21 protein-coding genes and 3 tRNA genes are annotated in these 25,749 nt (G+C 72.7%); 12 read left to right on the top strand and 12 right to left on the bottom strand.

The genetic code is table 11. The features are described from left to right. Window positions 1-141: 141 nt before the first annotated feature. Window positions 142-978 carry a hypothetical protein gene (locus CD790_RS13040; protein WP_144383321.1) on the bottom strand — a complete coding sequence of 279 codons (837 nt, stop codon included), beginning with the start codon at window positions 976-978 and terminating at the stop codon, window positions 142-144. A 172-nt stretch (window positions 979-1,150) separates the two neighbouring features. Between CD790_RS13040 and CD790_RS13035 the strand changes: the two genes are divergently transcribed. Further along, window positions 1,151-2,260, top strand: coding sequence for a Glu/Leu/Phe/Val dehydrogenase dimerization domain-containing protein (locus CD790_RS13035; protein ID WP_144383320.1), 1,110 nt, complete (start codon window positions 1,151-1,153; stop codon window positions 2,258-2,260). A 401-nt stretch (window positions 2,261-2,661) separates the two neighbouring features. Beyond that, a complete protein-coding gene (locus CD790_RS13030) occupies window positions 2,662-2,919 on the top strand; it encodes a DUF3073 domain-containing protein (protein WP_144383319.1) in 258 nt (85 codons plus the stop codon). Window positions 2,920-3,197: 278 nt separating this feature from the next. On the opposite strand, the gene purM is transcribed toward CD790_RS13030, so the two are convergent. From purM to CD790_RS13015, 3 genes are all read right to left on the bottom strand, one after another. Continuing rightward, a complete protein-coding gene (purM, locus tag CD790_RS13025; protein WP_144383318.1) occupies window positions 3,198-4,280 on the bottom strand; it encodes a phosphoribosylformylglycinamidine cyclo-ligase in 1,083 nt (360 codons plus the stop codon). 171 nt (window positions 4,281-4,451) lie between these two features. Beyond that, entirely contained in the window at window positions 4,452-5,969 is a 1,518-nt protein-coding gene (gene purF, locus CD790_RS13020; RefSeq protein WP_144383317.1) for an amidophosphoribosyltransferase, read from the bottom strand. Window positions 5,970-6,167: 198 nt separating this feature from the next. Continuing rightward, the gene (locus tag CD790_RS13015; RefSeq protein WP_144383316.1) at window positions 6,168-6,992 is read right to left on the bottom strand and encodes a sterol carrier family protein; all 825 of its coding nucleotides are present in this window, start codon (window positions 6,990-6,992) and stop codon (window positions 6,168-6,170) included. A 107-nt stretch (window positions 6,993-7,099) separates the two neighbouring features. Here CD790_RS13015 and CD790_RS13010 point away from each other — a divergent pair, with 107 nt between their 5' ends. Beyond that, a complete protein-coding gene (locus CD790_RS13010) occupies window positions 7,100-7,498 on the top strand; it encodes a nuclear transport factor 2 family protein (protein WP_144383315.1) in 399 nt (132 codons plus the stop codon). A gap of 154 nt (window positions 7,499-7,652) precedes the next feature. Here the strand turns inward: CD790_RS13010 and purL are convergent, their stop codons facing one another. Genes purL through purS form a run of 3 tightly spaced genes read right to left on the bottom strand, consistent with a single transcriptional unit; the run spans window position 7,653 to window position 10,821 of the window. Continuing rightward, window positions 7,653-9,902, bottom strand: coding sequence for a phosphoribosylformylglycinamidine synthase subunit PurL (purL, locus tag CD790_RS13005; RefSeq protein WP_144383314.1), 2,250 nt, complete (start codon window positions 9,900-9,902; stop codon window positions 7,653-7,655). Beyond that, window positions 9,899-10,579, bottom strand: coding sequence for a phosphoribosylformylglycinamidine synthase subunit PurQ (purQ, locus tag CD790_RS13000; protein ID WP_144383313.1), 681 nt, complete (start codon window positions 10,577-10,579; stop codon window positions 9,899-9,901). The genes purL and purQ overlap by 4 nt, the downstream gene beginning before the upstream one ends. Next, window positions 10,576-10,821, bottom strand: coding sequence for a phosphoribosylformylglycinamidine synthase subunit PurS (gene purS / locus CD790_RS12995; protein WP_144383312.1), 246 nt, complete (start codon window positions 10,819-10,821; stop codon window positions 10,576-10,578). The genes purQ and purS overlap by 4 nt, the downstream gene beginning before the upstream one ends. 304 nt (window positions 10,822-11,125) lie before the next feature. On the opposite strand from purS, the gene CD790_RS12990 reads away from it, so the two are divergent. The 8 genes from CD790_RS12990 to CD790_RS12955 all read left to right on the top strand — a co-directional run bounded on the left by CD790_RS12990 (window position 11,126) and on the right by CD790_RS12955 (window position 16,440). Further along, complete coding sequence (locus CD790_RS12990; RefSeq protein ID WP_144383311.1) at window positions 11,126-11,443, top strand: Lsr2 family protein; 318 nt, start codon at window positions 11,126-11,128, stop codon at window positions 11,441-11,443. 134 nt (window positions 11,444-11,577) lie between these two features. Next, window positions 11,578-11,649, top strand: a tRNA-Gly gene (locus tag CD790_RS12985). A gap of 78 nt (window positions 11,650-11,727) precedes the next feature. After that, window positions 11,728-11,800: transfer RNA gene (locus tag CD790_RS12980), tRNA-Gly, on the top strand. Between the two features lie 175 nt (window positions 11,801-11,975). After that, a complete protein-coding gene (locus CD790_RS12975) occupies window positions 11,976-13,007 on the top strand; it encodes an ABC transporter ATP-binding protein (RefSeq protein ID WP_144383310.1) in 1,032 nt (343 codons plus the stop codon). Next, window positions 13,004-13,747 carry an ABC transporter permease gene (locus tag CD790_RS12970; RefSeq protein ID WP_144383309.1) on the top strand — a complete coding sequence of 248 codons (744 nt, stop codon included), beginning with the start codon at window positions 13,004-13,006 and terminating at the stop codon, window positions 13,745-13,747. Before CD790_RS12975 ends, CD790_RS12970 begins: the two co-directional genes overlap by 4 nt. 62 nt (window positions 13,748-13,809) lie before the next feature. After that, window positions 13,810-15,525, top strand: a complete 1,716-nt coding sequence (locus CD790_RS12965) for a histidine kinase (RefSeq protein ID WP_260867520.1) — start codon at window positions 13,810-13,812, stop codon at window positions 15,523-15,525. 203 nt (window positions 15,526-15,728) lie between these two features. After that, entirely contained in the window at window positions 15,729-16,331 is a 603-nt protein-coding gene (locus tag CD790_RS12960; RefSeq protein WP_144383404.1) for a response regulator transcription factor, read from the top strand. Between the two features lie 33 nt (window positions 16,332-16,364). Beyond that, window positions 16,365-16,440, top strand: a tRNA-Gly gene (locus CD790_RS12955). A 193-nt stretch (window positions 16,441-16,633) separates the two neighbouring features. Here CD790_RS12955 and CD790_RS12950 read toward each other — a convergent pair. The 4 genes from CD790_RS12950 to purD form a co-directional block, all read right to left on the bottom strand. After that, on the bottom strand, window positions 16,634-17,533 hold the full coding sequence (locus CD790_RS12950; RefSeq protein ID WP_144383308.1) for a phosphoribosylaminoimidazolesuccinocarboxamide synthase: 900 nt from the start codon (window positions 17,531-17,533) through the stop codon (window positions 16,634-16,636). A 104-nt stretch (window positions 17,534-17,637) separates the two neighbouring features. Continuing rightward, window positions 17,638-19,221: a N,N-dimethylformamidase beta subunit family domain-containing protein gene (locus tag CD790_RS12945; RefSeq protein WP_144383307.1), complete on the bottom strand. Its 1,584-nt coding sequence runs from the start codon at window positions 19,219-19,221 to the stop codon at window positions 17,638-17,640. Window positions 19,222-19,572: 351 nt separating this feature from the next. Beyond that, entirely contained in the window at window positions 19,573-21,894 is a 2,322-nt protein-coding gene (locus tag CD790_RS12940) for a hypothetical protein (RefSeq protein WP_186318989.1), read from the bottom strand. A 636-nt stretch (window positions 21,895-22,530) separates the two neighbouring features. Next, window positions 22,531-23,787, bottom strand: coding sequence for a phosphoribosylamine--glycine ligase (gene purD, locus CD790_RS12935; protein ID WP_144383306.1), 1,257 nt, complete (start codon window positions 23,785-23,787; stop codon window positions 22,531-22,533). Window positions 23,788-24,045: 258 nt separating this feature from the next. On the opposite strand from purD, the gene CD790_RS12930 reads away from it, so the two are divergent. Continuing rightward, window positions 24,046-24,759, top strand: a complete 714-nt coding sequence (locus CD790_RS12930; RefSeq protein WP_144383402.1) for an SLATT domain-containing protein — start codon at window positions 24,046-24,048, stop codon at window positions 24,757-24,759. A gap of 115 nt (window positions 24,760-24,874) precedes the next feature. Here CD790_RS12930 and CD790_RS12925 read toward each other — a convergent pair whose 3' ends face one another. After that, window positions 24,875-25,525, bottom strand: coding sequence for a hypothetical protein (locus CD790_RS12925; RefSeq protein WP_144383305.1), 651 nt, complete (start codon window positions 25,523-25,525; stop codon window positions 24,875-24,877). Window positions 25,526-25,749 lie beyond the last annotated feature (224 nt).

The following is a 25,749-nucleotide window of genomic DNA, read 5'->3' as shown; positions in this document are numbered from 1 at the left end:
GCAATAGCCCGGATCGGGACCTACGTCCCGGCCGTTGGTCCGTCGCGCGACGCCCGCGCGCCCGGAGCACCCGCCGGCTCACGCCCCGCGCGCCCCGGCCGGAGCCCACCGCCGCGCTCCCGTACGCGCCCGGCGCACGCCTCAGCTCGCATTCTGCCGCCCGCGCACCAGGCTCCAGCGCTCCGTCAGCCGTTCGTACGCAAGCCCGGCCCGCTCGCCGTCCCCGTCGCGCAGCGCCGCGAGCCCCTCCGCCACATCGGCGGCCGAGTGATCGTCCTCCAGCCGCTCCTCGGGCACCGCGTGCACCAGTCCGCCGTAGTCGAGCTCGACCAGGGAGCGCGGGTGGAACTCCTCCAGCCATCGACCAACATCTACCAGGCCGTCGATCAGGGGTCCCTCGCCGAGCGCCTCCCGCAGCACCTTCAAGGCGCGCGCCACCCGGCGCCGGGCCTCCACCATCGGGGTCCGGTAGCGGAGCAGCAGCCCCTCCTCCCCCTTGGTGTACTCGCGCTCCTCGTCGGTGAAGAGGACGAACCAGCGCACCGGAACGTGCCAGGTCGCGGAGCGGATCCAGGGCCGTGCGTCCGGGTTGCGCTCCAGCCAGCGGGCGAAGTCCGCCTCCGCCTGCCGCCGCACCACCGGCGGCAGCACCGCGTCCAGCAGCGGCGCCGGGAAGCGCTCGGCGAGCTCTTCCAGGGCGATCCAGCCCCGCAGCCGGGTGCGCCAGGGGCAGACGCAGACCACCCCGTCGACGACGGCCACGAAGGCGTCGCCGCTCTCGTGCACGGGGACCGGAACCGGCGGCACCGGAAGCAAGTCCGCCAGCGATCGGCGCAGTTCGTCCTGGGCTCCCGGCAGCCGATCATGCCGCGCGTAGCGCGCCCAGTGCGTGCGCTCCGGCTCCGGAAACGCGGCAAGCGGCTCGTAGACCCGGAGATACGCCGCGTACGGGACAGTCACCGAAGTCGCCAACGCCACGCACGCTCCCTCAAGGCCGATTCGAGTGCTTCGAGTTCTCTCTGCCGGATGCTCGAATCGTCCCATGCCAGACGCGTGACAGAACGGTCTCCTTGACCGCTCACCGCGACCTTGAGGGCTTACCCTCTTGCCGACCGGCCCTCCCCACCCGCAGGGGGGCGTCCAGCGACATATGGGAGTCACCACCGTGACTGACGTACGTCTCACCGACGATGCTGACGGCGTGCTGCACACCCTGTTCCGCTCCGATCAGGGCGGCCACGAGCAGGTAGTCCTCTGCCAGGACCGCGAGACCGGCCTGAAGGCCGTCATCGCCATCCACTCCACCGCTCTGGGCCCGGCCCTGGGCGGTACCCGTTTCCACGCCTATCCGTCCGACGAGGCGGCGGTGCTCGACGCGCTGAACCTCGCCCGCGGCATGTCCTATAAGAACGCGCTCGCCGGGCTGGATCACGGCGGCGGCAAGGCCGTGATCATCGGCGACCCCGACACGATCAAGACGGAGGAGCTGCTGCTCGCCTACGGGCGCTTCGTGGCCTCCCTGGGCGGCCGCTATGTCACCGCCTGCGATGTCGGCACCTATGTCGCGGACATGGACGTGGTCTCCCGCGTCTGCAGGTGGACGACCGGCCGCTCCCCCGAGAACGGCGGCGCCGGCGACTCCTCCGTGCTCACCGCCTTCGGCGTCTTCCAGGGCATGCGGGCCTCCGCTCAGGCCGCCTGGGGCGAGCCCACGCTCGCCGGCCGCCGGGTGGGCGTCGCGGGCGTCGGCAAGGTGGGCCACCACCTGGTCGAGCACCTGCTGGAGGACGGTGCCGAGGTGTTCATCACCGATGTGCGCCGGGAGTCCGTCGATCGGGTCATAAGCCGGCACCCGAAGGTGACGGCGGTCCTCGACACGGACGCCCTCATCCGCGCCGACCTGGACGTCTACGCCCCGTGCGCGCTGGGCGGCGCCCTGAACGACGAGACCGTTCCGGCCCTGACCGCCTCGGTGGTCTGCGGTGCGGCCAACAACCAGCTCGCCCACCCGGGGGTGGAGAAGGACCTCGCCGACCGCGGCGTCCTCTACGCCCCCGACTACGTGGTGAACGCCGGCGGCGTCATCCAGGTGGCGGACGAGCTGCACGGCTTCGACTTCGAGCGGGCGAAGGCGAAGGCGACGAAGATCTTCGACACCACGCTGGCCATATTCGAGCGGGCGAAGGCGGACGGGGTGCCGCCGGCGGTGGCCGCCGACCGGCTGGCGGAGCAGCGGATGGCGGAAGGCCGCCAGAGCTGACCCCCTCACCCCGACGAATCATTTCGTACCTTCATACGAAATGATTCGTCGGGGTGGGCTGCCGGTGGCGGATCTCCGGCATCGCCACGGCGCCGGGACGGGCCGCTACGACATTTGTCGGCACACGGACAGGCCGCGCGGGGAGAGATCTCTCACGGCTTGTCGGCGGGTCGGCGCTCAATACACGTTAAAATCGCAGTTGACCAGCGAGGACAGGGCGCCTCGCGGGGACTGCCGAGTGGCACGTCGTGCGGGCGACGTACCGTATGGCCACAGAAGCAGGTACCGTTGAAGCCCTACGGACCGGTCTCTCCCCCCGAGAGTCCGCTCCGACTCATGTGAACGTGAACGCGTGTCAAGACTCTGGGGCCGTCGAGCCCCGTCGTTGAGGGGGTCGAGCCATGGGGCGCGGCCGGGCCAAGGCCAAGCAGACGAAGGTCGCCCGCCAGCTGAAGTACAACAGCGGTGGGACGGATCTCTCACGCCTGGCCGAGGAGCTGGGCGCATCGACATCGAGCCAGCCGCCGAATGGTGAGCGGTTCGAAGACGATGAGCTGGACGACGACCCGTACGCACAGTACGCGGATCTGTACAACGACGACGACGATGAGGACGACGACCAGCCGTCCGGTTCGTCGGCGCAGCGTCGGCGCGCTTGAGCGCGCCCAAACGCGCTTCTGACGTTCGGCTTCTCGCTGTACTTCGGCCGGTCCGGGGCCTCTGCCTCGGACCGGCTTCTGTGCTGCCCGGAAACGGGCGCACAGAGGGCGTAGCGCCCCAGTCGACAGCGGTGATCCACGCCTCGGCAGGGCGGAGCCCCGGGCCGCCGAAACGGCCCGGGGAGGGTCTGCCAGGAGGGTGGGGCGCGGCGGCCCGCCCCGGAAGAGGTCCGGCTCGGACGGGTCCGTCCCGGAGGGGCCGGCTCGGCCGGTTCGGCTCAGCCCGCGTAGTCGCCGGTCAGCGTGACGGCCGCGGTGTGCGCGTCGGTGCGCTCGGTGACCTCACCGCACACCCAGGCGTCGACGTCGCGGTCCGCGAGCGCGGTCAGGGCGACGTCCACCGACTGCTCGGGCACCACCGCGACCATGCCGACGCCCATGTTGAGCGTCTTCTCCAGCTCCAGCCGCTCCACCGAACCGGCCGTGCCCACCAGGTCGAAGATCGCGCCCGGGGTCCAGCTGGAGCGGTCGACGGAGGCGTGCAGGTGGTCCGGGATCACCCGGGCCAGGTTGTTCGCCAGCCCGCCACCGGTGATGTGCGAGAAGCCGTGCACCTCGGCCGTGCGCAGCAGCGCCAGGCAGTCCAGCGAGTAGATCCGGGTGGGCTCCAGCAGCTCCTCGCCGAGGGTGCGGCCGAGCTCCGGAACCTCACGGTCCAGCGCCCAGCCGGCGCGGTCGAAGAGAACGTGCCGAACCAGCGAGTACCCGTTCGAGTGAAGTCCGGACGACGCCATCGCGATCACCACGTCACCCTTACGGATACGATCCGCGCCCAGCACCTGGTCGGCCTCGACCACGCCGGTGCCGGCGCCCGCGACGTCGAAGTCGTCCGCGGCCAGCAGCCCGGGGTGCTCGGCGGTCTCGCCGCCGACCAGCGCGCAGCCGGCCAGCACACAGCCTTCGGCGATGCCCTTGACGATCGACGCGACCCGCTCCGGGTGGACCTTGCCCACACAGATGTAGTCCGTCATGAACAGCGGCTCGGCGCCGCAGACCACGAGGTCGTCGACGACCATGCCGACCAGGTCGTGACCGATGGTGTCGTAGACGCCCATCCGGCGCGCGATGTCCACCTTGGTGCCGACGCCGTCGGTGGCGGAGGCCAGCAGCGGACGCTGGTAGCGCTTGAGGGCGGAGGCGTCGAAGAGCCCCGCGAAGCCGCCGAGACCGCCGACGACCTCCGGGCGGGTCGACTTCCTCACCCACTCCTTCATCAGCTCGACCGCGCGGTCTCCCGCCTCGATGTCGACGCCCGCGCTCGCATAGCTCGCGCCGCCCGCGGCAGAAACAGACTCAGACATTGCCTTGAGATCTTTCGTGTCGTGATGAGGGACGTCCGGGTGCGGACGGGGCGGTCCGGCCATGCCGGGCCGCCCACGCCGTCCGCGACCGACGCGTGAGGGCCGCCCGCCGACCCGGCGGGCCGCCGAGGAGCCCGCCGACCTGTCGACGACGCGCTGCCGAGGGCGGTCCTACGGGCGCCGCAGCGCGTCCGCGGCGTCGGGACCACCCGCGAGCTCGGTCTCCAGCAGGTGCTTGCCGAGCAGCTCGGGGTCCGGCAGCTCCATCGGGTACTCCCCGTCGAAGCAGGCGCGGCACAGGTTCGGCTTGGCGATCGAGGTCGCCTCGATCATGCCGTCGATGGAGATGTACGCCAGCGAGTCGGCGCCCAGCGACTTGCCGATCTCCTCGACCGACAGGCCGTTGGCGATGAGCTCCGCGCGGGTGGCGAAGTCGATGCCGAAGAAGCAGGGCCACTTGATCGGCGGGGACGAGATCCGGATGTGCACCTCGGCCGCCCCGGCCTCGCGCAGCATCCGCACCAGCGCGCGCTGGGTGTTGCCGCGCACGATCGAGTCGTCGACGACGACCAGCCGCTTGCCGCGGATGACTTCCTTGAGCGGGTTCAGCTTGAGCCGGATGCCCAGCTGCCGGATGGTCTGCGAGGGCTGGATGAAGGTGCGGCCCACGTAGGCGTTCTTCACCAGGCCGGAGCCGTACGGGATGCCGCTGGCCTCGGCGTAGCCGACGGCGGCCGGGGTGCCCGACTCCGGCGTGGCTATCACCAGGTCGGCGTCGGCCGGGGCCTCCTTGGCCAGCCGGCGGCCCATCTCCACGCGGGAGAGGTAAACGTTCCGCCCGGCGATGTCGGTGTCGGGGCGGGCCAGGTAGACGTACTCGAAGACGCAGCCCTTGGGGCGGGCCTCGGCGAAGCGGGAGGCACGCATCCCGTTCTCGTCGATGGCGATCAGCTCGCCGGGCTCGACCTCGCGGACGAAGCTGGCGCCGACGATGTCCAGCGCGGCGGTCTCGGAGGCCACCACCCAGCCACGCTCCAGGCGGCCCAGCACCAGCGGGCGGATGCCCTGCGGGTCCCGGGCGGCGTACAGCGCGTGCTCGTCCATGAACACCAGGCTGAAGGCACCCCTGACCTTGGGGAGCACGGCGGCCGCCGACTCCTCGATGGTGAGCGGTTTGCCCTCGTCGTCCACCTGCCCGGCCAGCAGCGCGGTCACCAGGTCGGTGTCGTTGGTGGCCGCCACCTGGGTGGCCCGGCCGTTCTCACGCGGCAGCGCGGCGACCATCTCGGCCAGCTCGGCGGTGTTGACCAGGTTGCCGTTGTGACCGAGGGCGATCGAACCGTGCGCGGTCGCCCGGAAGGTCGGCTGGGCGTTCTCCCACACCGAGGCTCCGGTGGTGGAGTAGCGGGCGTGACCGACCGCGATATGGCCCTGGAGAGAGCCGAGGGAGGTCTCGTCGAAGACCTGGGACACGAGTCCCATGTCTTTGAAGACCAGGATCTGGGAGCCGTTGCTCACTGCGATGCCCGCGGACTCCTGTCCGCGGTGCTGCAGGGCATACAGCCCGAAATAGGTGAGTTTGGCGACCTCTTCACCCGGAGCCCAGACACCGAAGACGCCGCAAGCGTCCTGGGGGCCCTTCTCACCGGGGAGCAGGTCGTGGCTGAGTCGTCCGTCACCACGTGGCACGTCATCGAGTCTAGGCCAGTTTGTGCGCACCTCCGAACGTGGGAACGCTGAAAAGTCACACATCACACCACTCGAATGCGCTACGGCCAGCGGAGGAGCCTCCAAACCGGCCCGCGGCTGCGGCGAGGATCACATTTCGGCCAGCCCCCGCGCGGCACGCCGCGACACCCGCTCCACCCCGCGCGGGCCCGGCGGACGTCAGACGAGCAGAGGCAGCAGCGCGGCCAGGTCCGCCCGCTCGCCACTCGCCGTCACCTCCGCCGACTCCAGGGCATCGGCCCAGGTGACACGGCCGGTGGCGAGTCGCAGCCAGGTCAGCGGGGCGGTCTCCACGACGTTGGGCGGGGTGCCTCGGGTGTGCCGGGGGCCCTCGACGCACTGGACGACGACATAGGGCGGAACCCGGACCTCCACCGAACCGCCGGGGGCCTTCGCCGCCAGGGCGTCCGCCAACAGCCGGGTCGCGGTGGCCAGCGCGTGCCGGTCGTGCCGGACCGCCACCCCGGCGGCGGCCGCCATGTCGTCGGCGTCCACGACGAGCTCGACGCACCGGGTGACGAGGACGTCGTCCAGCCGCATCGCGCCCGCGCGGGCCGGCACCAGCCGCCCGGCGGGGGCGTCCGCGAGGAGCGCGGCCAACCGCGCGGCGGCGCGCTCCAGTCGCGCGCCGAGCTCCGCGGCCCCGGCCGCCGGCCCCGCCTCGGATCCCTCCGCGGCCGTCTCCGGGCCCTGGTCGACGTCGGCGCCGCGCGCGGCCGACACCGCGACCCAGTCGTCGAGCGCGACCTCCCGCGCCGGTGGCGCGGGCAGCTCCAGGTCCCGGTTGAGCCGCTCCACGGACGCGCCCAGCCCGGCCGCCAGCTCGCGCACGGTCCGCCCGGCCGGCCGGGCCGGCGCCGCGAGCTGTGCCTCGGTCAGCCCGGCCACCGCCTCCCGGACGTGTCCGAGCTGAGCGATGACGGCGGCCCGCGTCCTGGCGTCGTCGTAGGTGCGGGCACGGGGCTTACGGCGCGCGGGAGGCATGACGGCGAGCTTACTCAGCCGTACGGTCCGATGATGGAGACAAATCGACATCACCCGGCAGTCGGCGGGCCACCAGGGCTCCGTCGACGGGAAGGGCATGAACCGCCATGGGCGAGCACCCGGACAGCGCCCTGATCCGCCAGGGCTACGAAGCGTTCACCAAGGGCGACATGGACACCCTCGCCACGCTGTTGACGTCGGACTGCGTCCACCACGTACCCGGCAACAGCCTGATATCGGGGCACCACAAGGGCCGTGACACCTGTCTGCGGCTGTACCGCCGCCTGCACGAGGAGACCGGCGGCACCCTGCGGATCGACGTCAAGCACATCCTCGCCGACGGCCGTGGGCATGTGATCTCGGTGCACAAGTTCTACGCGGACCGCAAGGACCGCGGGCTGGAGATGCACGAGGGCATGTTCTTCACCATCGTCGGCGGCAAGATCAGCGACATCGACGAGTGCCACGACGACATCGAGGCATCCGACGCGTTCTGGAGGTCCTGACCGGCGAGAGCCCGACGCGGTCCCGGGGTTCGCGGCGGCCGTCGCGGCCGGCCCCGGAGACGCCGAAGCGGCCGGGCGCCCATGACGGGCGCCCGGCCGTCTCCGTGCGGGTGCGGGTCCGCGCGGTGCGGAACCGCGGCGGGCGGGGCGGGACTCAGACCAGCAGGCCCGGAATCGTCGCCTCGTGCGCCTCCTTGAGCTCGGCCAGCGGGATGTCGAACTCGCCCTGGACCTCCAGCGCCTCCCCGTCGATGACGCCGACCCGCACGGCGGGCAGCCCGCGCGCGCCGCACATGTCGGTGAAGCGGACCTCCTCGCTGCGCGGCACGGCCACGACGGCGCGGCCCGCCGACTCGGAGAAGAGGAGGGTGAAGGCGTCCAGGCCGTCCGGCACCACCAGGCGCGCGCCCTTGCCGCCGCGCAGGCAGGACTCGACCACGGCCTGCGCCAGACCGCCGTCGGACAGGTCGTGCGCCGCGTCGATCATGCCGTCGCGGGAGGCCGAGATCAGGATCTCGGCCAGCAGCCGCTCGCGCTCCAGGTCCACCTGCGGCGGCAGCCCGCCGAGGTGGTCGTGGATCACCTGCGACCAGGCCGAGCCGCCCAGCTCCTCGCGGGTGTCGCCGAGCAGGTAGAGCAGCTGCCCCTCCTCGGCGAAGGCGATCGGGGTGCGGCGGGTGACGTCGTCGATCACGCCGAGCACCGCGACGACCGGCGTCGGGTGGATGGCGACCTCGCCGGTCTGGTTGTACAGCGAGACGTTGCCGCCGGTCACCGGGGTGCCGAGCTGCAGGCAGCCGTCCGCGAGACCGCGCGTGGCCTCGGCGAACTGCCACATCACCGCCGGGTCCTCCGGCGAGCCGAAGTTGAGGCAGTTGGAGATCGCCAGCGGCTTGGCGCCGGAGGCGGCGACGTTGCGGTACGACTCGGCGAGCGCGAGCTGGGCGCCCGCGTACGGGTCGAGCTTGGCGTACCGGCCGTTGCCGTCCGTGGCCACCGCGACGCCGAGGTTGGTCTCCTCGTCGATGCGGATCATGCCGGAGTCCTCGGGCTGGGCCAGCACGGTGTTGCCTTGCACGAAGCGGTCGTACTGGTCGGTGACCCAGGACTTGGACGCCTGGTTCGGGGAGGAGACCACCGCGAGCACCTGCGCCCGCAGCTCCTCGCCCGTCTCCGGCCGGGGCAGCTTGGCGGCGTCGTCGGCCTGGAGCGCGTCCTGCCACTCCGGGCGCGCGTAGGGGCGCTCGTAGACCGGGCCCTCGTGCGCCACGGTGCGCGGCGGCACGTCGACGATCTGCTCGCCGTGCCAGAAGATCTCCAGCCGCTCGCCGTCGGTCACCTCACCGATCACGGTGGCGATGACGTCCCACTTCTCGCAGATCTCCATGAAGCGGGCGACCTTGTCCGGGCGGACGATCGCGCACATGCGCTCCTGCGACTCGCTCATGAGGATCTCCTCGGGCGAGAGCGTCGCGTCGCGCAGCGGAACGGTGTCCAACTCGACCCGCATGCCGCCGGAGCCGGCGCTGGCCAGCTCGCTGGTGGCGCAGGACAGACCGGCGCCGCCGAGGTCCTGGATGCCCTCGACGAGCTGCTCCCGGAAGACCTCCAGGGTGCACTCGATGAGCAGCTTCTCCTGGAACGGGTCGCCGACCTGGACCGCGGGCCGCTTGGTCGGCTTACTGTCGTCGAAGGTCTCCGAGGCGAGCACGGAGACGCCGCCGATGCCGTCGCCGCCGGTCCTGGCCCCGTACAGGATGACCTTGTTGCCGGCGCCGGAGGCCTTGGCGAGGTGGATGTCCTCGTGCTTCATCACGCCCACGCACAGGGCGTTGACCAGCGGGTTGCCCTGGTAGCAGGGGTCGAAGACGACCTCGCCGCCGATGTTGGGCAGGCCCAGGCAGTTGCCGTAGCCGCCGATGCCCGCGACGACGCCCGGCAGGACGCGCTTGGTGTCGGGGTGGTCCGCCGCACCGAAGCGCAGCGGGTCCATCACGGCGACCGGACGGGCGCCCATGGCCAGGATGTCGCGGACGATGCCGCCGACGCCGGTGGCCGCGCCCTGGTAGGGCTCGATGTACGAGGGGTGGTTGTGCGACTCGACCTTGAAGGTGACCGCGTAGCCCTGGCCGACGTCGACCACGCCGGCGTTCTCGCCGATGCCCACCAGCAGGGCGTCGTTCTCGGGCGCCTTCTCGCCGAACTGCCGCAGATGGACCTTGCTGCTCTTGTACGAGCAGTGCTCGGACCACATCACGGAGTACATGGCGAGCTCGGCGCCGGTGGGGCGGCGATCGAGAATCTCCCGAATGCGCTCGTACTCGTCCTGCTTGAGGCCGAGTTCGGCCCACGGCTGCTCGGTGTCCGGGGTCTCGGCCGCGTGCTTGACCGTGTCCAGGCTCATGAGGTGACCAGCTTCTTGAGGATCGAGGTGAAGAATCCGAGGCCGTCGGTGCGGCCGGTGCCGACCAGCGGCTCCACGGCGTGCTCGGGATGCGGCATGAGACCCACCACATTGCCCGCCGCATTGGTGATACCGGCGATGTCGCGCAGTGAACCGTTCGGGTTGAAGTCCTGATAGCGGAAGACCACGCGGCCCTCGGCTTCGAGCTCGTCCAGGACGCGCTCGTCCGCGACGTAGCGGCCGTCGATGTTCTTCAGCGGAATGCTGATGTCCTGGCCGGCCTCGTAGGAAGTCGTCCAGGCCGTCCCGTTGTTTTCCACCCGCAGCTTCTGGTCCCGGCAGATGAAGTGCAGGTGGTTGTTGCGGAGCATCGCGCCGGGCAACAGGTGCGTCTCGGTGAGCACCTGAAAGCCATTGCAGATGCCGAGGACCGGCATGCCGGCCTTCGCCTGGTCGATGACCGACTCCATGACGGGCGAGAACCGGGAGATGGCCCCGGCCCGCAGATAGTCGCCATAGGAGAAGCCGCCGGGCAGCACCACGGCGTCCACCTGCTTCAGGTCCTTGTCGCGGTGCCACAGCGGCACCGCTTCCAGTCCGGCGAGGCGAACCGCGCGCTGGGTGTCACGGTCGTCGAGGGTGCCGGGGAAGGTGATCACCCCGATACGAACAGTCATGAGTCGACCCGGATGGTGAAGTCTTCGATGACGGTGTTGGCGAGGAAGGTCTCTGCCATCTCGCGGATGCGGCCGAGGGCGGCGTCGTCGACCGGCCCCTCCACCTCAAGTTCAAAACGCTTGCCCTGACGGACGTCGGCGATCCCCTCGAAACCGAGGCGGGGCAGTGCGCGCTGCACCGCCTGGCCCTGCGGGTCGAGGATCTCCGGCTTGAGCATGACGTCGACTACGACGCGTGCCACTGGCACTCCCGGTGGTGATGTGGTGCGTAAGGCGGTGGCCTTAGCGTACCCCTAGGAAAAATCTACGCGGGTAGATATAGTGCGCACACGATCACGTTTATGCATCGGCGTCGGCGGCCCCTGGGGAAAAGACACCGAAAAACGTATGGTCCCGATTGCAGCGTGACACGCGGATGGAATTCGCGGGGCTTCACAATGCAATGTCCGCCGCTGTACAAATGAAAAAGTAAAGAGCCCATACACCCTCACAACCGGCATCTATGCACGTCAACGCATCGATGTCACCCCGAAAGGACCGGTATCCGTGGCGCAGCGCGTAGTGGTCACGCTCTCTGACGACATCGACGGCGGAGAAGCCGAGGAGACGGTCGCGTTCGGTCTCGACGGCAGGTCGTACGAGATCGACCTGAGCTCCGCCAATGCAAAGAAACTCCGTGTCGCCCTGGCCCCTTACGTGGAGGCCGGCCGCAAGCGGAGCCGGTCCGGCAAGGCGTACAAGCGGACCACGCTCGCGCCGGACCCCGCCGTGGTGCGCGCCTGGGCGCGCTCGAACCAGATGGACGTCCCGCCGCGCGGCCGCATCCCGAAGAAGGTCTACGAGGCGTACGACGCCGCCCACTGAGGGCCGACCCGTCGGGCCGGGAGGGCACCTCGCCGAGCGGCCTCCCGGCCGAGTTGCACAACACCCCCGGTGATCCGCTAGAGTCTGGAGCACGCCGAGGGGCGAGGCCGAAAGGCGGAAGCCCCGAGGAACACGCGGGTGTAGCTCAGTAGTAGAGCGCCCCCTTTCCAAGGGGGAGGCGCAGTGTGCGATCCCTGTCACCCGCTCTCATCGCTTACCGATCCACGCAAGTGGATCAGGTACAGTGGTGTTCGCACCAATCGGTGAAGGCCGGTTGGAAGCATGCGGACGTGGCTCAGTTGGTAGAGCATCACCTTGCCAAGGTGAGGGTCGCGAGTTCGAATCTCGTCGTCCGCTCAGATTGAAGGCCCCGGTCTCCTGGAGATCGGGGCCTTTCTCATGTGCGCCGGGCGTTCCGTCGTGTGCCCCGCGCTCCCAGCCGTACCCCGGTCCGCCGCAGGATGACATTCGTCATCTGGGGCGATGACAGCCCGCACTGCCGAGGGGCGATTTCCCGGGCGAGCCTGGTGTCATGGAATTCGGCGAGCGTGTGATGGAAGCCACGGGGCTCCAACGGCATTACGCGGGCGGCTTCGAGGCGGTGCGCGGCATCACCTTCTCCGTCGGGCGCGGCGAACTCTTCGCGCTCTTGGGGACGAACGGGGCGGGGAAGACCTCCACCCTCGAACTGCTGGAGGGCCTGGCCGCCCCCAGCGGAGGACAGGTGCGGGTGCTGGGCCGTGATCCGTACCGCGAGCGGGCCGCGGTCCGACCGCGGGTCGGGATCATGCTCCAGGAGGGTGGCTTCCCATCTGAGCTGACCGTGGCCGAGACCCTGCGGATGTGGGCGGGCTGCACCACCGGTGCCCGGCCCGCGGCGGAGGTGCTGGAGGCGGTCGGGCTGGCCCACCGCCGGGGGGTGCGGGTCAAGCAGCTCTCCGGTGGCGAGCGGCGGCGGCTCGACCTGGCGCTGGCGCTGCTCGGCGAGCCCGAGGTGCTCTTCCTGGACGAGCCCACCACCGGGCTGGACGCCGAGGCGCGCCGGGACACCTGGGAGCTGGTCCGCGCGCTGCGCGACGCCGGCACCACCGTGCTGCTCACCACGCACTATCTGGAAGAGGCCGAGGAGCTCGCCGACCGGCTCGCGATCATGCACGAGGGCCGGATAGCGGTCGAGGGCACCGTCGCCGAGATCGTGGCCCGGCGTCCCTCCCAGATCTCCTTCCAGCTCCCGTCGGACCTGCTGCCGGGCGACCTGCCGCCGCTGCCCGGCCTGGGCGTCACCGCACACGAGCTGGAGGGGCGGACGATGCGGTTGCGCACGGACGACCTCCAGCGGGCCGCCACCGGCCTGCTGGTGTGGGCCCGGGACGCCGGTGTCGAGCTGCGCGGCCTGGACGCCCGCTCGGCCTCGCTGGAGGAGGCGTTCCTGCACATCGCCAAGGAGTCGGAGAGGGCCGCGGATCCGGCGTCGGCAGGCGGATCCGCGGCGAAGGGATCGGGGCGGGGGGCCGAGCCCGGACCGGCGTCCGCGCTGGCGTCCGCGGGGAGTGAGGGTCGATGAAGGCACTGGCACAGGCGGAGCTGACTCTGCTCAGCAGGAACAAGGCGGCGCTGTTCGCGGCCCTGGCGCTGCCCGCCACGATGACCTTCAGCATGAAGTCGCCGATCGAGGAGTTGGACCTGAAGTCCACCGGGCTGACGGTCGGCACGGTGCTGCTCCCCGGCGCGATCGGCTTCGTGCTGCTCTTCGCCGTGTACACGAACCTGGTCGGCGTCTTCGTGGCCCGCCGTGAGGAGCTGGTCCTCAAGCGGCTGCGCTGCGGTGAGTTGAGCGACCGACAGATCCTGGCCGGCACCGCGCTGCCCGCGGTGGTGGTGGCCCTGGCGCAGTGCGCGCTGCTCGCCGTCGCCGGCGGACTGGTGCTGGATCTGGAGGCGCCGAAGGCCCCGCATCTGGCGGTCGTCGGGGTGCTGCTGGGCCTGGCGTTGATGGTGGCGATGGCCGCGGTCACCGCCGGCGTCACCAAGTCCACCGAGGGCGCCCAGCTGAGCCCGATGCCGCTGATGCTCATATCCCTGATGGGGTCGGGCATGGTCTTCCCGCTCGACGTCATGCCGGACCGGCTGGCGGCGGTGTGCGAGGTGCTCCCGCTCACCCCGGCCATCGAGTTGGTGCGCGCCGGCTGGACCGGCGGCGACGGGGTGGGTGACACACTGACACAGCTGGTCACGGGCGTGGCGTGGATAGCCGCCGCGGTGTGGTCGGTGCGGCGCTGGTTCCGTTGGGAGCCCCGGCGCTGAGGGGCGGGTTCCCGGGGTTCCCGGGTGGGATCACGGGTGGGATTGTTTCGGGGGTGAGGCCCGTGTTCGGACGGGTGCGGAAGTGGCGCGGTCGGAGCAAGATCGCGCAGGTCGACCTCTTCAGCCGGTGGATGCTGCGCATCGCGCCCTGGATCTTCATGCTCTCCTGGGGCCTACTGCCGCTGCTGGGAGCCGTGGAGAGCCGGCCCCTCCCGCTGTCCCTGGCCGCCGCGCTGGTGCTGCTGTCCGTGGTGCAGTGCGCCACCGGCATGGGGGCGACCCAGCGCGCCCTCGACCACTACCTGGGGAAGGGTGGCGTCCCCCGACGGCAGACGGGCCTCGCGGCGCTGCTGATGGTGCTCACCCTCGGGCTGACCCTGGCGTTGTGCGCCGTCGGCGGGCTGGCCGTCGGCACGGCGGTGCTGCTGGTGGGCTGGGTCACCATGCCCTTCGGGGGGATCTCCTGCCTGCTGGTCCCCAAGTGGACCTTCGCCGCGGTCTGCGGGGGGATCGCGGCGCTGGCCACCCTGGGTTTCTTCCTCGTCGGCGTGCATGACTTGCGGCTCTGCGCCGTGGTGCTGGTGGTCGCCTTCCAGTGCGGCTTCTCCCTGCTCACCATCCGCTGCTCCGGCTGGATGCTGGGGGTGATGTGGGAGGTGCACGACGCCCGGGCGGTGCAGGCGCGGCTGGCGGTCGCGGAGGAGCGGCTGCGGTTCGGTCGGGACATGCACGACGTGCTCGGGCGCAATCTGGCGGTCATCGCCTTGAAGAGCGAGCTCGCGGTGCAGCTGGCCCGGCGCGGACGGCCGGAGGCCGTCGAGCAGATGGTGGAGGTGCTCCGGATCACCCAGGAGTCACAGCGGGAGATACGGGACGTGGTGCGCGGCTATCGGGAGGCCGATCTGCACACCGAACTGGTGGGTGCCAGAGCGGTGCTGGCCGCCGCCGGCATCGACTGCCGCATCGCGGGCGCCACGGCCGGGCCGGACGGCACGGACCCGCTGCCCTCCGCGGTGCAGTCGGCGCTGGGCTGGGTGGTCCGCGAGGGCACCACCAACGTCCTGCGGCACGCGGACGCCGCCCGGCACTGTGCGATCCGGGTCGAGATCGCGGCGGGCGACCCGCCGGGACGCGGGTCGACCCCGGCCGCCGGGCGTTCGGCGACGAGCACGGTCGGCCGCACGGCGGCACGAGTCGCCGGACGCATATCCGGGCGCCCCACCGAGGGCGCTCCGGTGGGGCGGGGTGCCGCGCCGAGGGGTCGGGTGGCGGTGCTGGTCATGGAGAACGACGGCGTGCCGGGCACCTCGGCGGCCGCGCCCTGTGGGACGGCCGACGCCGTCGCAAGCGGTGCCACATCGGGGGGTTCCGGGCTGGCCGGGCTTCGGGAGCGGCTCGCCGGCCTGGGGGGCACCGTCGTCACCGGAGCGCTCCCCGGCGGCCGGTTCCGGCTCACGGCGCGGATCCCGCTGGACGACGCTTCGCTGGACGACGCCTCCCTGGACCGAGGTCCGGCGGAGGAGGCTCCGGCGGGAGAGGCCCCGGCCACCGCCCGCGTCCGACGCGGAACGGCCGCGCCGCTCCCCGACTCCCCGCTCGGCTCCCCGCTCACCTCGCCTCCAACCTCGTCCGCGGCAGCGAAGCCGGGGCCGTGGGCGGCGCCGGGCCGGGGCGCGGAGCCTGCCCCGGCGGCGGGACACGAGGACGGTGTGGCCGCCGGGCCGCCGCGCCTCCGGGCGCCGGGGACAGCCGCCCGGCTGACGGAGGGGATCAGGTGATGGGGCCCACTGAGGGCGACGCCGGGGCCGAGACCGGGACCGACATCAGGGCCGGGGGCGAGGGCGGGACCCGGGCGAGCATCGGGGCCGCGGGGGCCGCCGGGGCCTGGGCGGGAACCGGGACCGGGGCCGGGAGCGAGAGCGGGGCGGGCATCGGGGGTGCCGGGTCCGGAGGCGGGGGCGGGGGCGGGGGCCGCGGGGTGATGCGGGTGCTGCTCGCCGACGACGAGCATCTGATCCGGGGAGCGCTGGCCGCGCTGCTGGCGCTGGAGGACGATCTGCGGGTGGTGGCCGAGGCCGCGTCGGGGCCCGAGGCGCTGGCGATGGCGCGGGCTCACCGGCCGGATGTGGCGGTGCTGGATCTCCAGATGCCGGGGATGGACGGTGTGGCGGTGGCCACATCTCTACGGGCCGAGCTGCCCGGCTGCCGCACCATGATCGTCACCAGTCACGGGCGCCCCGGGCATCTCAAGCGGGCGCTGGAGGCGGGGGTGCGGGGGTTCGTGCCGAAGACGGTCTCGGCGCAGCGGCTGGCGGAGATCATCCGCGCCGTGCACGGCGGAAGCCGCTATGTGGACCCGGAGTTGGCGGCCGACGCGATCAGCGCGGGGGACTCTCCGCTGACCGCGCGGGAGGCCGAGCTGCTGGAGCTGGCGGAGGGCGGGACGCCGATCGCGGAGATCGCCGAGCGGGCCTCGCTGACCCAGGGGACGGTCCGCAACTACCTCTCGGCGGCCGCCGCGAAGCTGGGTGCGGAGAACCGTCATGCGGCAGTGCGCATCGCTCGCGAGCGAGGTTGGCTATAGTGGACTTCGCACCGCACGGAAAGCGCGGCGCATGCGGACGTAGCTCAGTTGGTAGAGCGCAACCTTGCCAAGGTTGAGGTCGCGAGTTCGAGCCTCGTCGTCCGCTCCATAGGGAAAAGCCCCGGCCGAGAGGTCGGGGCTTTTTCGTGCGTCACGGGCGCCGCCCGAGGGCCTCGCCCCCACCCGCGGCCCCTCCCCCGGACCTCGCGCGTCGTGACGTCGGTCACTGTGGGCGGGGGCGGAGGAGCGAGCCGGGGCGGAGGGCCGGGCGGCGGCCCGGCGGCGCGACGTTACGACCGGCGTCAGGACCAGGAGAGTCCGGTGAGGCGCTCGTACGCCTCGATGTACTTGGCGCGGGTCTGCTCGACGACCTCCGCGGGAAGCGGGGGCGGCGGCAGCTCGCTGTGGCGGTCCCAGCCGGAGGCCGGGGAGACGAGCCAGTCGCGGATGAACTGCTTGTCGAAGGAGGGCTGAGGGCGGCCGGGCTGCCACTCGGCGGCGGGCCAGAACCGGGAGGAGTCCGGGGTGAGCACCTCGTCGGCCAGCACCAGTTCCTCGCCCTCGAAGCCGAACTCGAACTTGGTGTCCGCGAGGATGATGCCGCGGGCGCGCGCGGTGTCACGGGCGCGCCCATAGACCGCGAGGGTGGCCTGGCGCAGCCGGGCGGCGGTCTCGGCGCCGACGCGGTGCGCCACCTCCTCGTAGGAGACGTTCTCGTCGTGCTCGCCGACGGCGGCCTTGGTGGCCGGGGTGAAGATCGGCAGGGGGAGTTCGGAGCCGTCGGTCAGCCCCTCGGGCAGGGCCAGACCGCAGACCGTGCGGTCCTCCTGGTACTCGAGCAGCCCGGAGCCGGTCAGATAGCCGCGCGCCACGCACTCGACCGGCACCATCCGCAGCGGGCGGCAGATCAGGGTGCGGCCGGCCCAGTCGGCCGGGGCGCCCTCGGGGAGCTCGGTGGACAGCACATGGTTCGGGACCAGGTCCGCGAGCTGGTCGAACCACCACAGGGAGAGCTGGGTGAGGACCCGGCCCTTGTCGGGGATCTCGGTGGGCAGCACCCAGTCGAAGGCCGACATCCGGTCGCTGGCGACCATCACGAGATCGCCCTTCTCGTTCCGGTAGAGGTCGCGCACCTTGCCGGTGTGCAGGTGCTCAAGGCCCGGCACCTCTACCGGTTCGGGCTTCTCTACGAATCCGGACACGGGTCCTCCTGTGCGAATCGACCAAGTCCCTCGATTGTCCCTCACACGTCTGACCACCCGCGATGCGGGTGGGACGCGATTCGGTCCAGGAGGGTCCACGCGGGTCAGTCGCGCTTGCACATCCGGTCGAGGAGGTTGGCCGTCGCGCGCTGGATGCGCACATCGGCGTGGCCCGGCCGGTCCAGCGCCGGTGACCAGGCGAAGGTGCCCGAGGCGAAGACCAGAGCGCCGCTGGGGGCCCGGTACAGCGAGGTCTCCTGGTGGCGGGTGGCGCCCTCGCCGTCGGTGTACGGGGAGTGCGCCAGCAGGATGCGGCGGGTGTGCTCGGGGAGGCTGGTGCGCGGGAAGTAACGATCTGCCTCGCCGGCGACCAGTCCGGGCAGCTCGTCCCCCTCCCGCGCGCCGGTGGCCTCCCAGAGCCAGTGGTCGGCGTTCCGCACCACCAGCGGGTGCGGCTCCGGCACCCGGCCGGCGTACTGGATGCCGATCAGCTCCTGCTCCGGCGACGCCGTCTCGCGCCACAGCGCCGAGCGTCCGGGGCCCCGGCGCTTGCGGCAGGTCAGCAGCCGGTCCGGGCCGGCGGGCGAGGGGGCCAGCTCCACCTGCCAGTACATCGTGTTGGCGGAGAGGAAGACCAGCGAGGTGCCGGTGTCGCGGGCGAGCTCCACGGTGCGGCGCATCGACATCGACCAGTACTCGTCGTGACCGGGGAAGACCAGCCCCCGGTAGCGGGTCGGATCGACCCGGCCCGCGTGCAGATCACGGGTGTCGGCGTAGGCGAGGTCGTAGCCGTAGCGCTCGGCCCAGCGGATGAAGTCGTAGGCGTGGCCGACGTGCAACGGCAGCCCGGCGCCCGCGTAGGGACGGTCGAAGGAGACGGTGACGGCCGCGTCCTGCTCGCCCAGCAGCCGGCCCCGCTCGTCCCAGGCGTGGTAGAGGCTGGCCCCGGTGCGACCGTCCTCCGGGTAGAGGTTGTACGCCTGCCAGGTGAGCTCGGGGAGGACCAGCAGCAGGTCGGCGGGGTGGTGGTCGCGGACCGTGAACGGGATGTGGCTGCGGTAGCCGTCGGCCGTGGTCAGCACGGCGACATACGCGCCCAGCTTCCAGTAGGTGGGGATCTGGAGCCGCCAGGACAGCCACCAGTGATGACAGGAGACGGTGCGGTCGGCGGTGAGCGGGGGCGGCTGGACGATGCCCGACAGCCGCGGACTGGTGGTGATCTTCGCGGCGCCGTCGCCGCCGTAGTGACCGATGCGGTAGACGTCCACGCCGAACTGCTGCGGCGGGTCGACCGTGATCCGGAAGTCGATGGCCTCGCCGGGGGCGGCGGCCGGGGTGGAGGTGAACCCCTTGATCTGGCGGTGCACATCGTCGGCCGTGCGGGGGCCGGAGGAGCGCCGGGTGGTGCCGCGGCCCGCGCGGGCGCCGAGGCGGGCGCCGGCCGGGCCGCCCGCCCGTGCGCCGGCCGCCGGCCGGGGGTCGGGGAGCCGCCCGCCGGCCCCGGAGACCTCGTGAGTGCCCGCACCGGCCACGGTGCCGTAGTCCACGTACCACGGCACCATATGGCCGGTGTCGTCGAAATAGTTCTCACTTCCCCGCAGCCAGGGCAGCGGTCCCTGACCGAAAGGGTCGTTGACCGCATGTGCGAGTGCCCCTGACTCCCAGCGCCGGATCTGCTCCGTGCCCATGCTCGCTCCCCTCCCTGCCTCCCCCGACGGCTGGCTGCTGTCCTGCTGCCTCGCTCACTGTTCTGTAGGTCCGCCCGCACGGGGCCGAGTGACAGCGTTTGGCTACAGCACATCACATAACGCACCCACTCCGTCACTGATCGTCGCGAATTGGCGAGACTGAACTTTCCCGGAAGGGACCGAGCGTGATCGCCGACGCCGGCCGAGCGTGATCGCGTGACCTCGGCCGAGCGTGATCGCGGACCCCGGCCGAGCGTGATCGCCGACGCCGGCCGAGGGAGAGGGCGAGCCGACTACCTGGGCACGCACCTCGATCGGCCGGGCCCGCGCCTCACCCTCCGCGCGGGCGGCTCACACCAGGCGGACGGGCTTGTCCGGACGCACACCGTGCTCACCCAGCCAGGCGCGCAGCGGCTCGGCGTCGCCGTCCTCCACCAGGCTCAGCACGGGCAGCGTGAGGTCTCCGACCCGACGGCCGCCGACCAGCAGCGCCGGCCCGTCGAGCCAGTCCAGACCGGGGGCCGCGCCGGCGCTGTCCACGGCCGTGCAGCAGACCATGGCGGTGACATGGTCGGCGAGCAGCTCGCGGCCGGTGCGAGGCGGCTGGAGCGGGAACAGCGGGACGAATCCGTCGATCCACGGATCGCTGCCCGAGCCGCCGGAGGCGGCCGGCTGCCCCGGGCCGTCGGAGCCGCCGGGGACCGCCGAGACCGCGGTGGCTCCGGCCGGCCCCGCGGCCGTGGCGGCGACGGCGGCGCCCCCGACCCCGGCACGATGAGCCGTCGCCCGCAAGTCCGTTCCGACGGCCGTGGCGGCGCCGGACGCGCCGCCGGCCCCGGAGGCCACCGCGGCCACGGCGGACGCGACAGAGGGGGCGGCGGCCACCGGGGCGGCCCCTTGCGGACCGCCGGCGGAACGAGGCCCCTCCCGCCGCTCGGAAGCGGCCTCGGCCCGCCCGGTCGCCCCGGGCGACCCGGACGCTCCCCGCCTCCCGGTCGATCCCGTAGGCCCGGGCGAACCGGGTGTCTCCCGACGCTCGGTCGATGGGGGCCCGGCGGGTCCCGAGGGCCCTGCTCCGGCCTCCGCCGTGTCCCTCTCGCCGCCCAGCGCGGCCGCCACGGCCGCCGCCCGGCGTGCCGACCGCTCGGCGGCCTCCTCGCGGGCCAGCTCGCCGCTCAGCCGCGCGGCCAGCATCTCGCCCGCCCCGCCGACGTCGTCGCCCTCGGTGAGCCGGTCGATGACATGGGCCAGGGTGGGCCCGACGGGGCGCGCCGCGCCCGGACGCACGGCGTCGGGCGGCGGGAGGTCGTCCAGGACCCGCTGCAGCCGGGCGGACTCCAGCCGCCACTTGCGGTCCACGACCTCCTCCGGATACCGGTCCCAGTCGATGGGCGACCAGTCGGGCCTCGGCTCGGCCGGGCCGCCGTGGAAGAGCCGGGCGGCCAGCAGCGATGTCGCCTCGTCGATGAGCCCCGGCTCCTCCAGCAGATCGCAGGCCGGCCGCTCGCCGAGGCGGGAGGCGAAGCCCTCGGCCAGCCGGTCGCGGCGGGAGAGCTCGGTGAGGGCGGCGACGACGCCGGCGTCCAGCCGGGACGGCCAGCGGCCCATCCGCCAGGCGGGCAGCGCCACCCGGGTCAGCAGCCGGTCCCAGCCGGCGTAGGCGAGGCCGACCTGCTCCTGGGCGACGATCCGCAGTCCGTAGTCGACGGTCTGGGCGCGCTCGGAGGCGGCGGCCGCGACGCCGCGCTCCATCTCGGCCGCGTGGTCCCGGCAGCCGCGCAGCAGCAGCCGGGCGACCCAGCCGACGAACGCCAGCGCGGGGCGGCGCACGGAGCGGTCGAAGACGGCGGAGAGGGCCGCTCCCACGACGCCCGAGCGACGGGCGCCCGACCGGCGGGTGCCCGGCGCGGCCACGCCGGAACGGCCGGCCACGGCCACCGCCGCGTCCAGGCCGCGCACGAAGCGACGGGCGGCGGCTATATCAGGGTGGACGGAGGGGCCGGTGCCCGCCACCACCGGGGCGAGGATCGCCCGCAGCTCGGCGACCCGCATCCACCACAGGAAGGGCGAGCCGATCACCAGCACCGGGGGCCGCGGCACCCGGCGGGCCCGGTTGGACCCCCCGGAGCCCGCCGGACCGCCCTCCGTCGGCCGTCTGAGCCGCGTCGCCGCGGCGGGCCATGCGGCGGCCCCGGCGAGGGCGGCGGGCCCGTCGACCGGCGGCGCCTCGGCCGCGGACGCCCCGTGCGCCGGATGGGTGCGGTCCTCCAGCCAGCTGTCGCAGTCGGGGGTGAGGGCTATGGCGGAGGGCGGGGGGACGTCCAGCCGGTCGGCGAGGTCGCGCACCAGGCGGTAGAGGTCCGGGGCCATCGCCTCGGGGATGGGCACGGTCGGGGAGAGCGCGGGTCTGGCCCGCACGACCACCGCGGCGACACCGGCCGCCAGCAGCAGGGCCACCACGGCCCCGACCACGGCCACCCAGCGCAGGGCGGTCCAGCCGCCCGCGTCCGAGCCGCCGATCCGCCCGGTGGCGCTCCCGACCAGCAGCACCACGGCCGCGGCGGCCGGCAGGAGCGCGACCGCCAGCGCGGTGCTTCGAATGCGCAACACCGCGAGTGCGCGGACGCGCGCTGCCTGAGCACCTGCTTCCGGACCTGTCACGAGTCTGATCACCCCCTACTGCCCTGCCGATGAGTGAAACCAGCGGACGCCGGCGGCGTTGCTCTTACTCCCCCACTGTCACACCGGACAACGACACCGCAATGCCGGTGGGCCACTTGCCGCAGCGCTCCTGAGCGGCACCCTAGTTGGGGCCCGCGCGTGCGTCAGCAGGATGGGGCAGCGGTCACTCGATGGAATGGCCTTGGGCAGAGTGAGGCAACCATCTGGGCTTTCGCGCACGAAAGCACGCCGGAAGCGATCACGAACGATCGCCGCCCGAACGGAAACCGGATTAACTTCGTCCGATTCCAGTCGGCGACGGATCTCCGGGCGCTCACGGGGAGCCGGAGGACGCGACCAGCCGCGGGCCCACCTCGCATACCGCGGCCACCCGCACAACGCGGCGGCCACGCGTACCGCGGCCACCCCGCACACCGCGACCACCCGGCGTACCGCGGCCGCCGCGCCTACCGCCGCCGCTTGTACCGGGGCCGCCCCGCGCGGACGGGCACGGAGAGCGCCCACCGCCCGCTCTCGCGGCCGCGCACGCCCTCCGACCCCGCACGGCACACACCGGTGACCCGAAGGGCGTGCGACAGCCGCTCAGGGCCCGGAGGCGAACCCCCGAGCCCTCGCAAGAGGCGCCGGCTAGGCGGAGGCGGCCTTCTCGGCGATGTCCGAGCGGTGGTGCGAGCCCTCCAGGGTGATCCGCGCGACCGCGCGGTAGACGCGCTCGCGCGCCGTCGCCAGGTCGGCGCCGGTCGCGGTGACGGAGAGCACCCGGCCGCCCGCGCTGACCACCTCGCCGGACTCGGCGTCCCGCCTGGTGCCCGCGTGCAGCACGTACGCCGTCGGGGCGTCCTGCTCGGCGACCTCCGCCAGGCCGTGGATCGGGTCGCCGGTGCGCGGGGTGTCGGGGTAGTTGTGGGAGGCGATGACCACGGTGACGGCGGCGTCCTCGTGCCAGCGCAGCGGCGGCTGCGTGTCCAGCCGGCCGGTGGCCGCGCTCAGCAGCACGCCGGCGATCGGCGTCTTCAGGCGGGCCAGGACCACCTGGGTCTCCGGGTCCCCGAAGCGCGCGTTGAACTCGATCACCCGCACCCCGCGCGAGGTGATCGCGAGCCCCGCGTACAGCAGCCCGGAGAAGGGCGTGCCGCGCCGGCGCAGCTCGTCGACGGTGGGCTGGAGCACGGTCTCCATGACCTCGTCGACCAGCCGCGGGTCCGCCCACGGCAGCGGGGAGTAGGCCCCCATGCCGCCGGTGTTCGGGCCCTCGTCGGCGTCGTAGGCGCGCTTGAAGTCCTGCGCGGGCTGGAGCGGCAGCACCGTCTCACCGTCGGTGATCGCGAACAGCGAGACCTCGGGGCCGTCCAGGAACTCCTCGATGACGACCCGCTCGCAGGCCAGGGCGTGCGCCCGGGCCGCCTCGGCGTCGGAGGTCACGACCACGCCCTTGCCGGCGGCGAGACCGTCGTCCTTGACGACGTACGGCGCGCCGAAGGCGTCCAGGGCCTCGTCGATCTCCTCGGGGGTGGTGCAGACGTAGGCGCGCGCGGTGGGAACGCCGGCGGAGGCCATCACGTCCTTGGCGAACGCCTTGGACCCCTCCAGCCGGGCGGCCTCCGCGGACGGGCCGAAGACGGGGATCCCGCGCTCCCGCAGCACGTCGGAGACCCCGGCGACCAGCGGCGCCTCGGGGCCGATGACGACCAGGTCCGCCTCCAGGGTGGCGGCCAGGTCGGCGACGGCCGCGCCGTCGAGCGCGTCCACCGCGTGCAGCGTGGCCAGCTCGGCGATGCCTGCGTTGCCGGGGGCGCAGTGCAGCGCGGTGACGTCGGGGTCGAGCGAGAGGGCGCGGCACAGGGCGTGTTCGCGGGCGCCGCCGCCGATGACGAGGACCTTCACGGTAGGCACCCTATTGCCTCTCGGCGGCGGCGCTCCGCGCGGGCGTCCCCACGGGGTCGGCGCGGCGGCGCGAAGACGACCGGGCACACTCTTTCGGGTGAGGTCGAGGACGCGCCTATACCCGACCACCGCCACGTACGAGCGGAATTCTCGCGATCTTGTCCGCGAGGCCAACCGTTCGGCGGTAGGAATGGAGGCTGCGCGTTCTTAGAGAGACATGCAGCCGCAGCAGGGAGTGCACGGGTGAGTCAGCCGGAGATGCAGCCCGAGGGGCCCCCTCGGCGGGGGCGCGGGGGCAAACAGGGCGACCTGCTGGGTCGGCCCTTCCCGCACGGCGACTGGGGCGAGCCCGCGGAACGGCTCGACGAGCTCTACCGGTGGGTGGAGAGTGGCGCGCTGCGGGTGGCCGACTGGTATCTCGCCGACCGGGTCTGGAAGCGGCGCACCGCGCACGCGCTGCGGATCGGGGCCGTGGTGGGCGCGGTGGTCGGGGCGTCGCTGCCGCTGCTGGATCTCAACGGGCTGCTGGACGGCGGCGCCGCCTGGGGCTATCTGGCGCTGCTGTTCACGGTCGCCTGCGTGGCGGCCGACCGCTGCTTCGGGCTGACCGCGGGCTGGATGCGCGACGTGGCCACCGCCCAGGCGGTGCACCGACGGCTGGAGGCGCTGCAGTTCGACTGGGCGTCGGAGAGCGTGCGGGAGGTGCTCGGCCCGGCCGAGGGCACCGCGAGCGAGGCGGCGGAGCGCTGTCTGACCGTGCTGCGGCGGTTCAGCGAGGATGTCTCGGAGCTGGTCCGCACCGAGACCGCGGACTGGATGGTGGAGTTCCGCTCCGGCTCGGCGCCGCTGTTCACCCAGTCCCTGGCCTGGAGCGCGCGACCGGACAGCCCGCCGCCCTCGAACCGCTTCCCGCTGCCGCCGGCCACCCGTCCGAACATGCCGCGGCAGCGCCCCCCGGAGTCGCCCCGCTGACCCGTCCCGCGAAGAGCGCGCACACCCGGCCCGCGCACGGCCGCCGGGTCGGCCGACCAGACGCGCCCGAGCCGACCGGGACGACCCAGGCGGCCGTAGCGAGCGAGGCGACCGCTCAGCTGAAGACGATCATCGAGCCCTGCCCCAGGCTGCGGGTGGCCGCCGCGTGCAGCCCGAGCCAGACGTGCCGCTCCCGCGCGAAGGGCCCGGCGTCGTAGGAGATCGGTGCCGCCGGCTCCTCCAGGCTGGTGGGCCGCGGCGGGGGTGTCGGGGCCGCCGGCGGGTTACCGGGGTCGATGCCGAGCGCCGGGGCCACCGCGTGGAGTTCGCGCAGCAGACCGTGGCTGGAGCCCAGGGGGCCGCCGCCCTCCAGGAGTTCGTCGGAGGAGAGTGGAGCCGCGAAGTCCACCGGGACGTACGCGCCGGCGTGGTCGTAGTGCCACACCAGGTGCGACTGCTTGGCGGTGGACTCGAACATCTCCAGCAACTGCTCGTAGTCGCCGCCCAGTTCGTCGACCGGGGTGACCGCGAGCCCGCACAGCTGGAGCAGGTAGGCGCGGCGGAGGAGGTGCAGCGCGTCGTAGTCGAAGCCCGCGACCGGGGCGACGTCCCCGGAGAGCCCCGGCATGTAGCCGAAGACGGGCACGGGCGGCAGCCCGGAGGCGCTCAGCGCCCGGTCGTAGACCGCGATCTCCTCGGCGAAGGGGTTGTCGGGGCTGTGGCACAGCACATCCACGAGGGGGACCAGCCAGAGGTCACAGGCCACGTGATCTCGCTCTCGTTCGAGGTCGGCGTTGCGTGGTCGGCGTTCGAAGTCGGCGTTGCGGGTCGGCGTTCGAAGTCGGCGGGGGGATCGGGGTCGGCGTCGGCGTACACGATCGGAGTTCTCCGGCGACGGCTGGAGCCGAAGAGCCGGCCGGATCAGCGTAGTCCTCCGACTTCGCTCCGCGAAGCGTGCGGTACGGCGGTAATCCGCCTCGAAGTCGGACC

This window comes from Streptomyces sp. SAJ15 (genome assembly GCF_007595705.1).
In the GTDB taxonomy this organism is placed as follows: Bacteria; Actinomycetota; Actinomycetes; order Streptomycetales; family Streptomycetaceae; genus Streptomyces.
The sequence above is the reverse complement of the archived record's forward strand: the minus strand, read 5'-3'. Positions and strand labels throughout refer to the sequence as shown.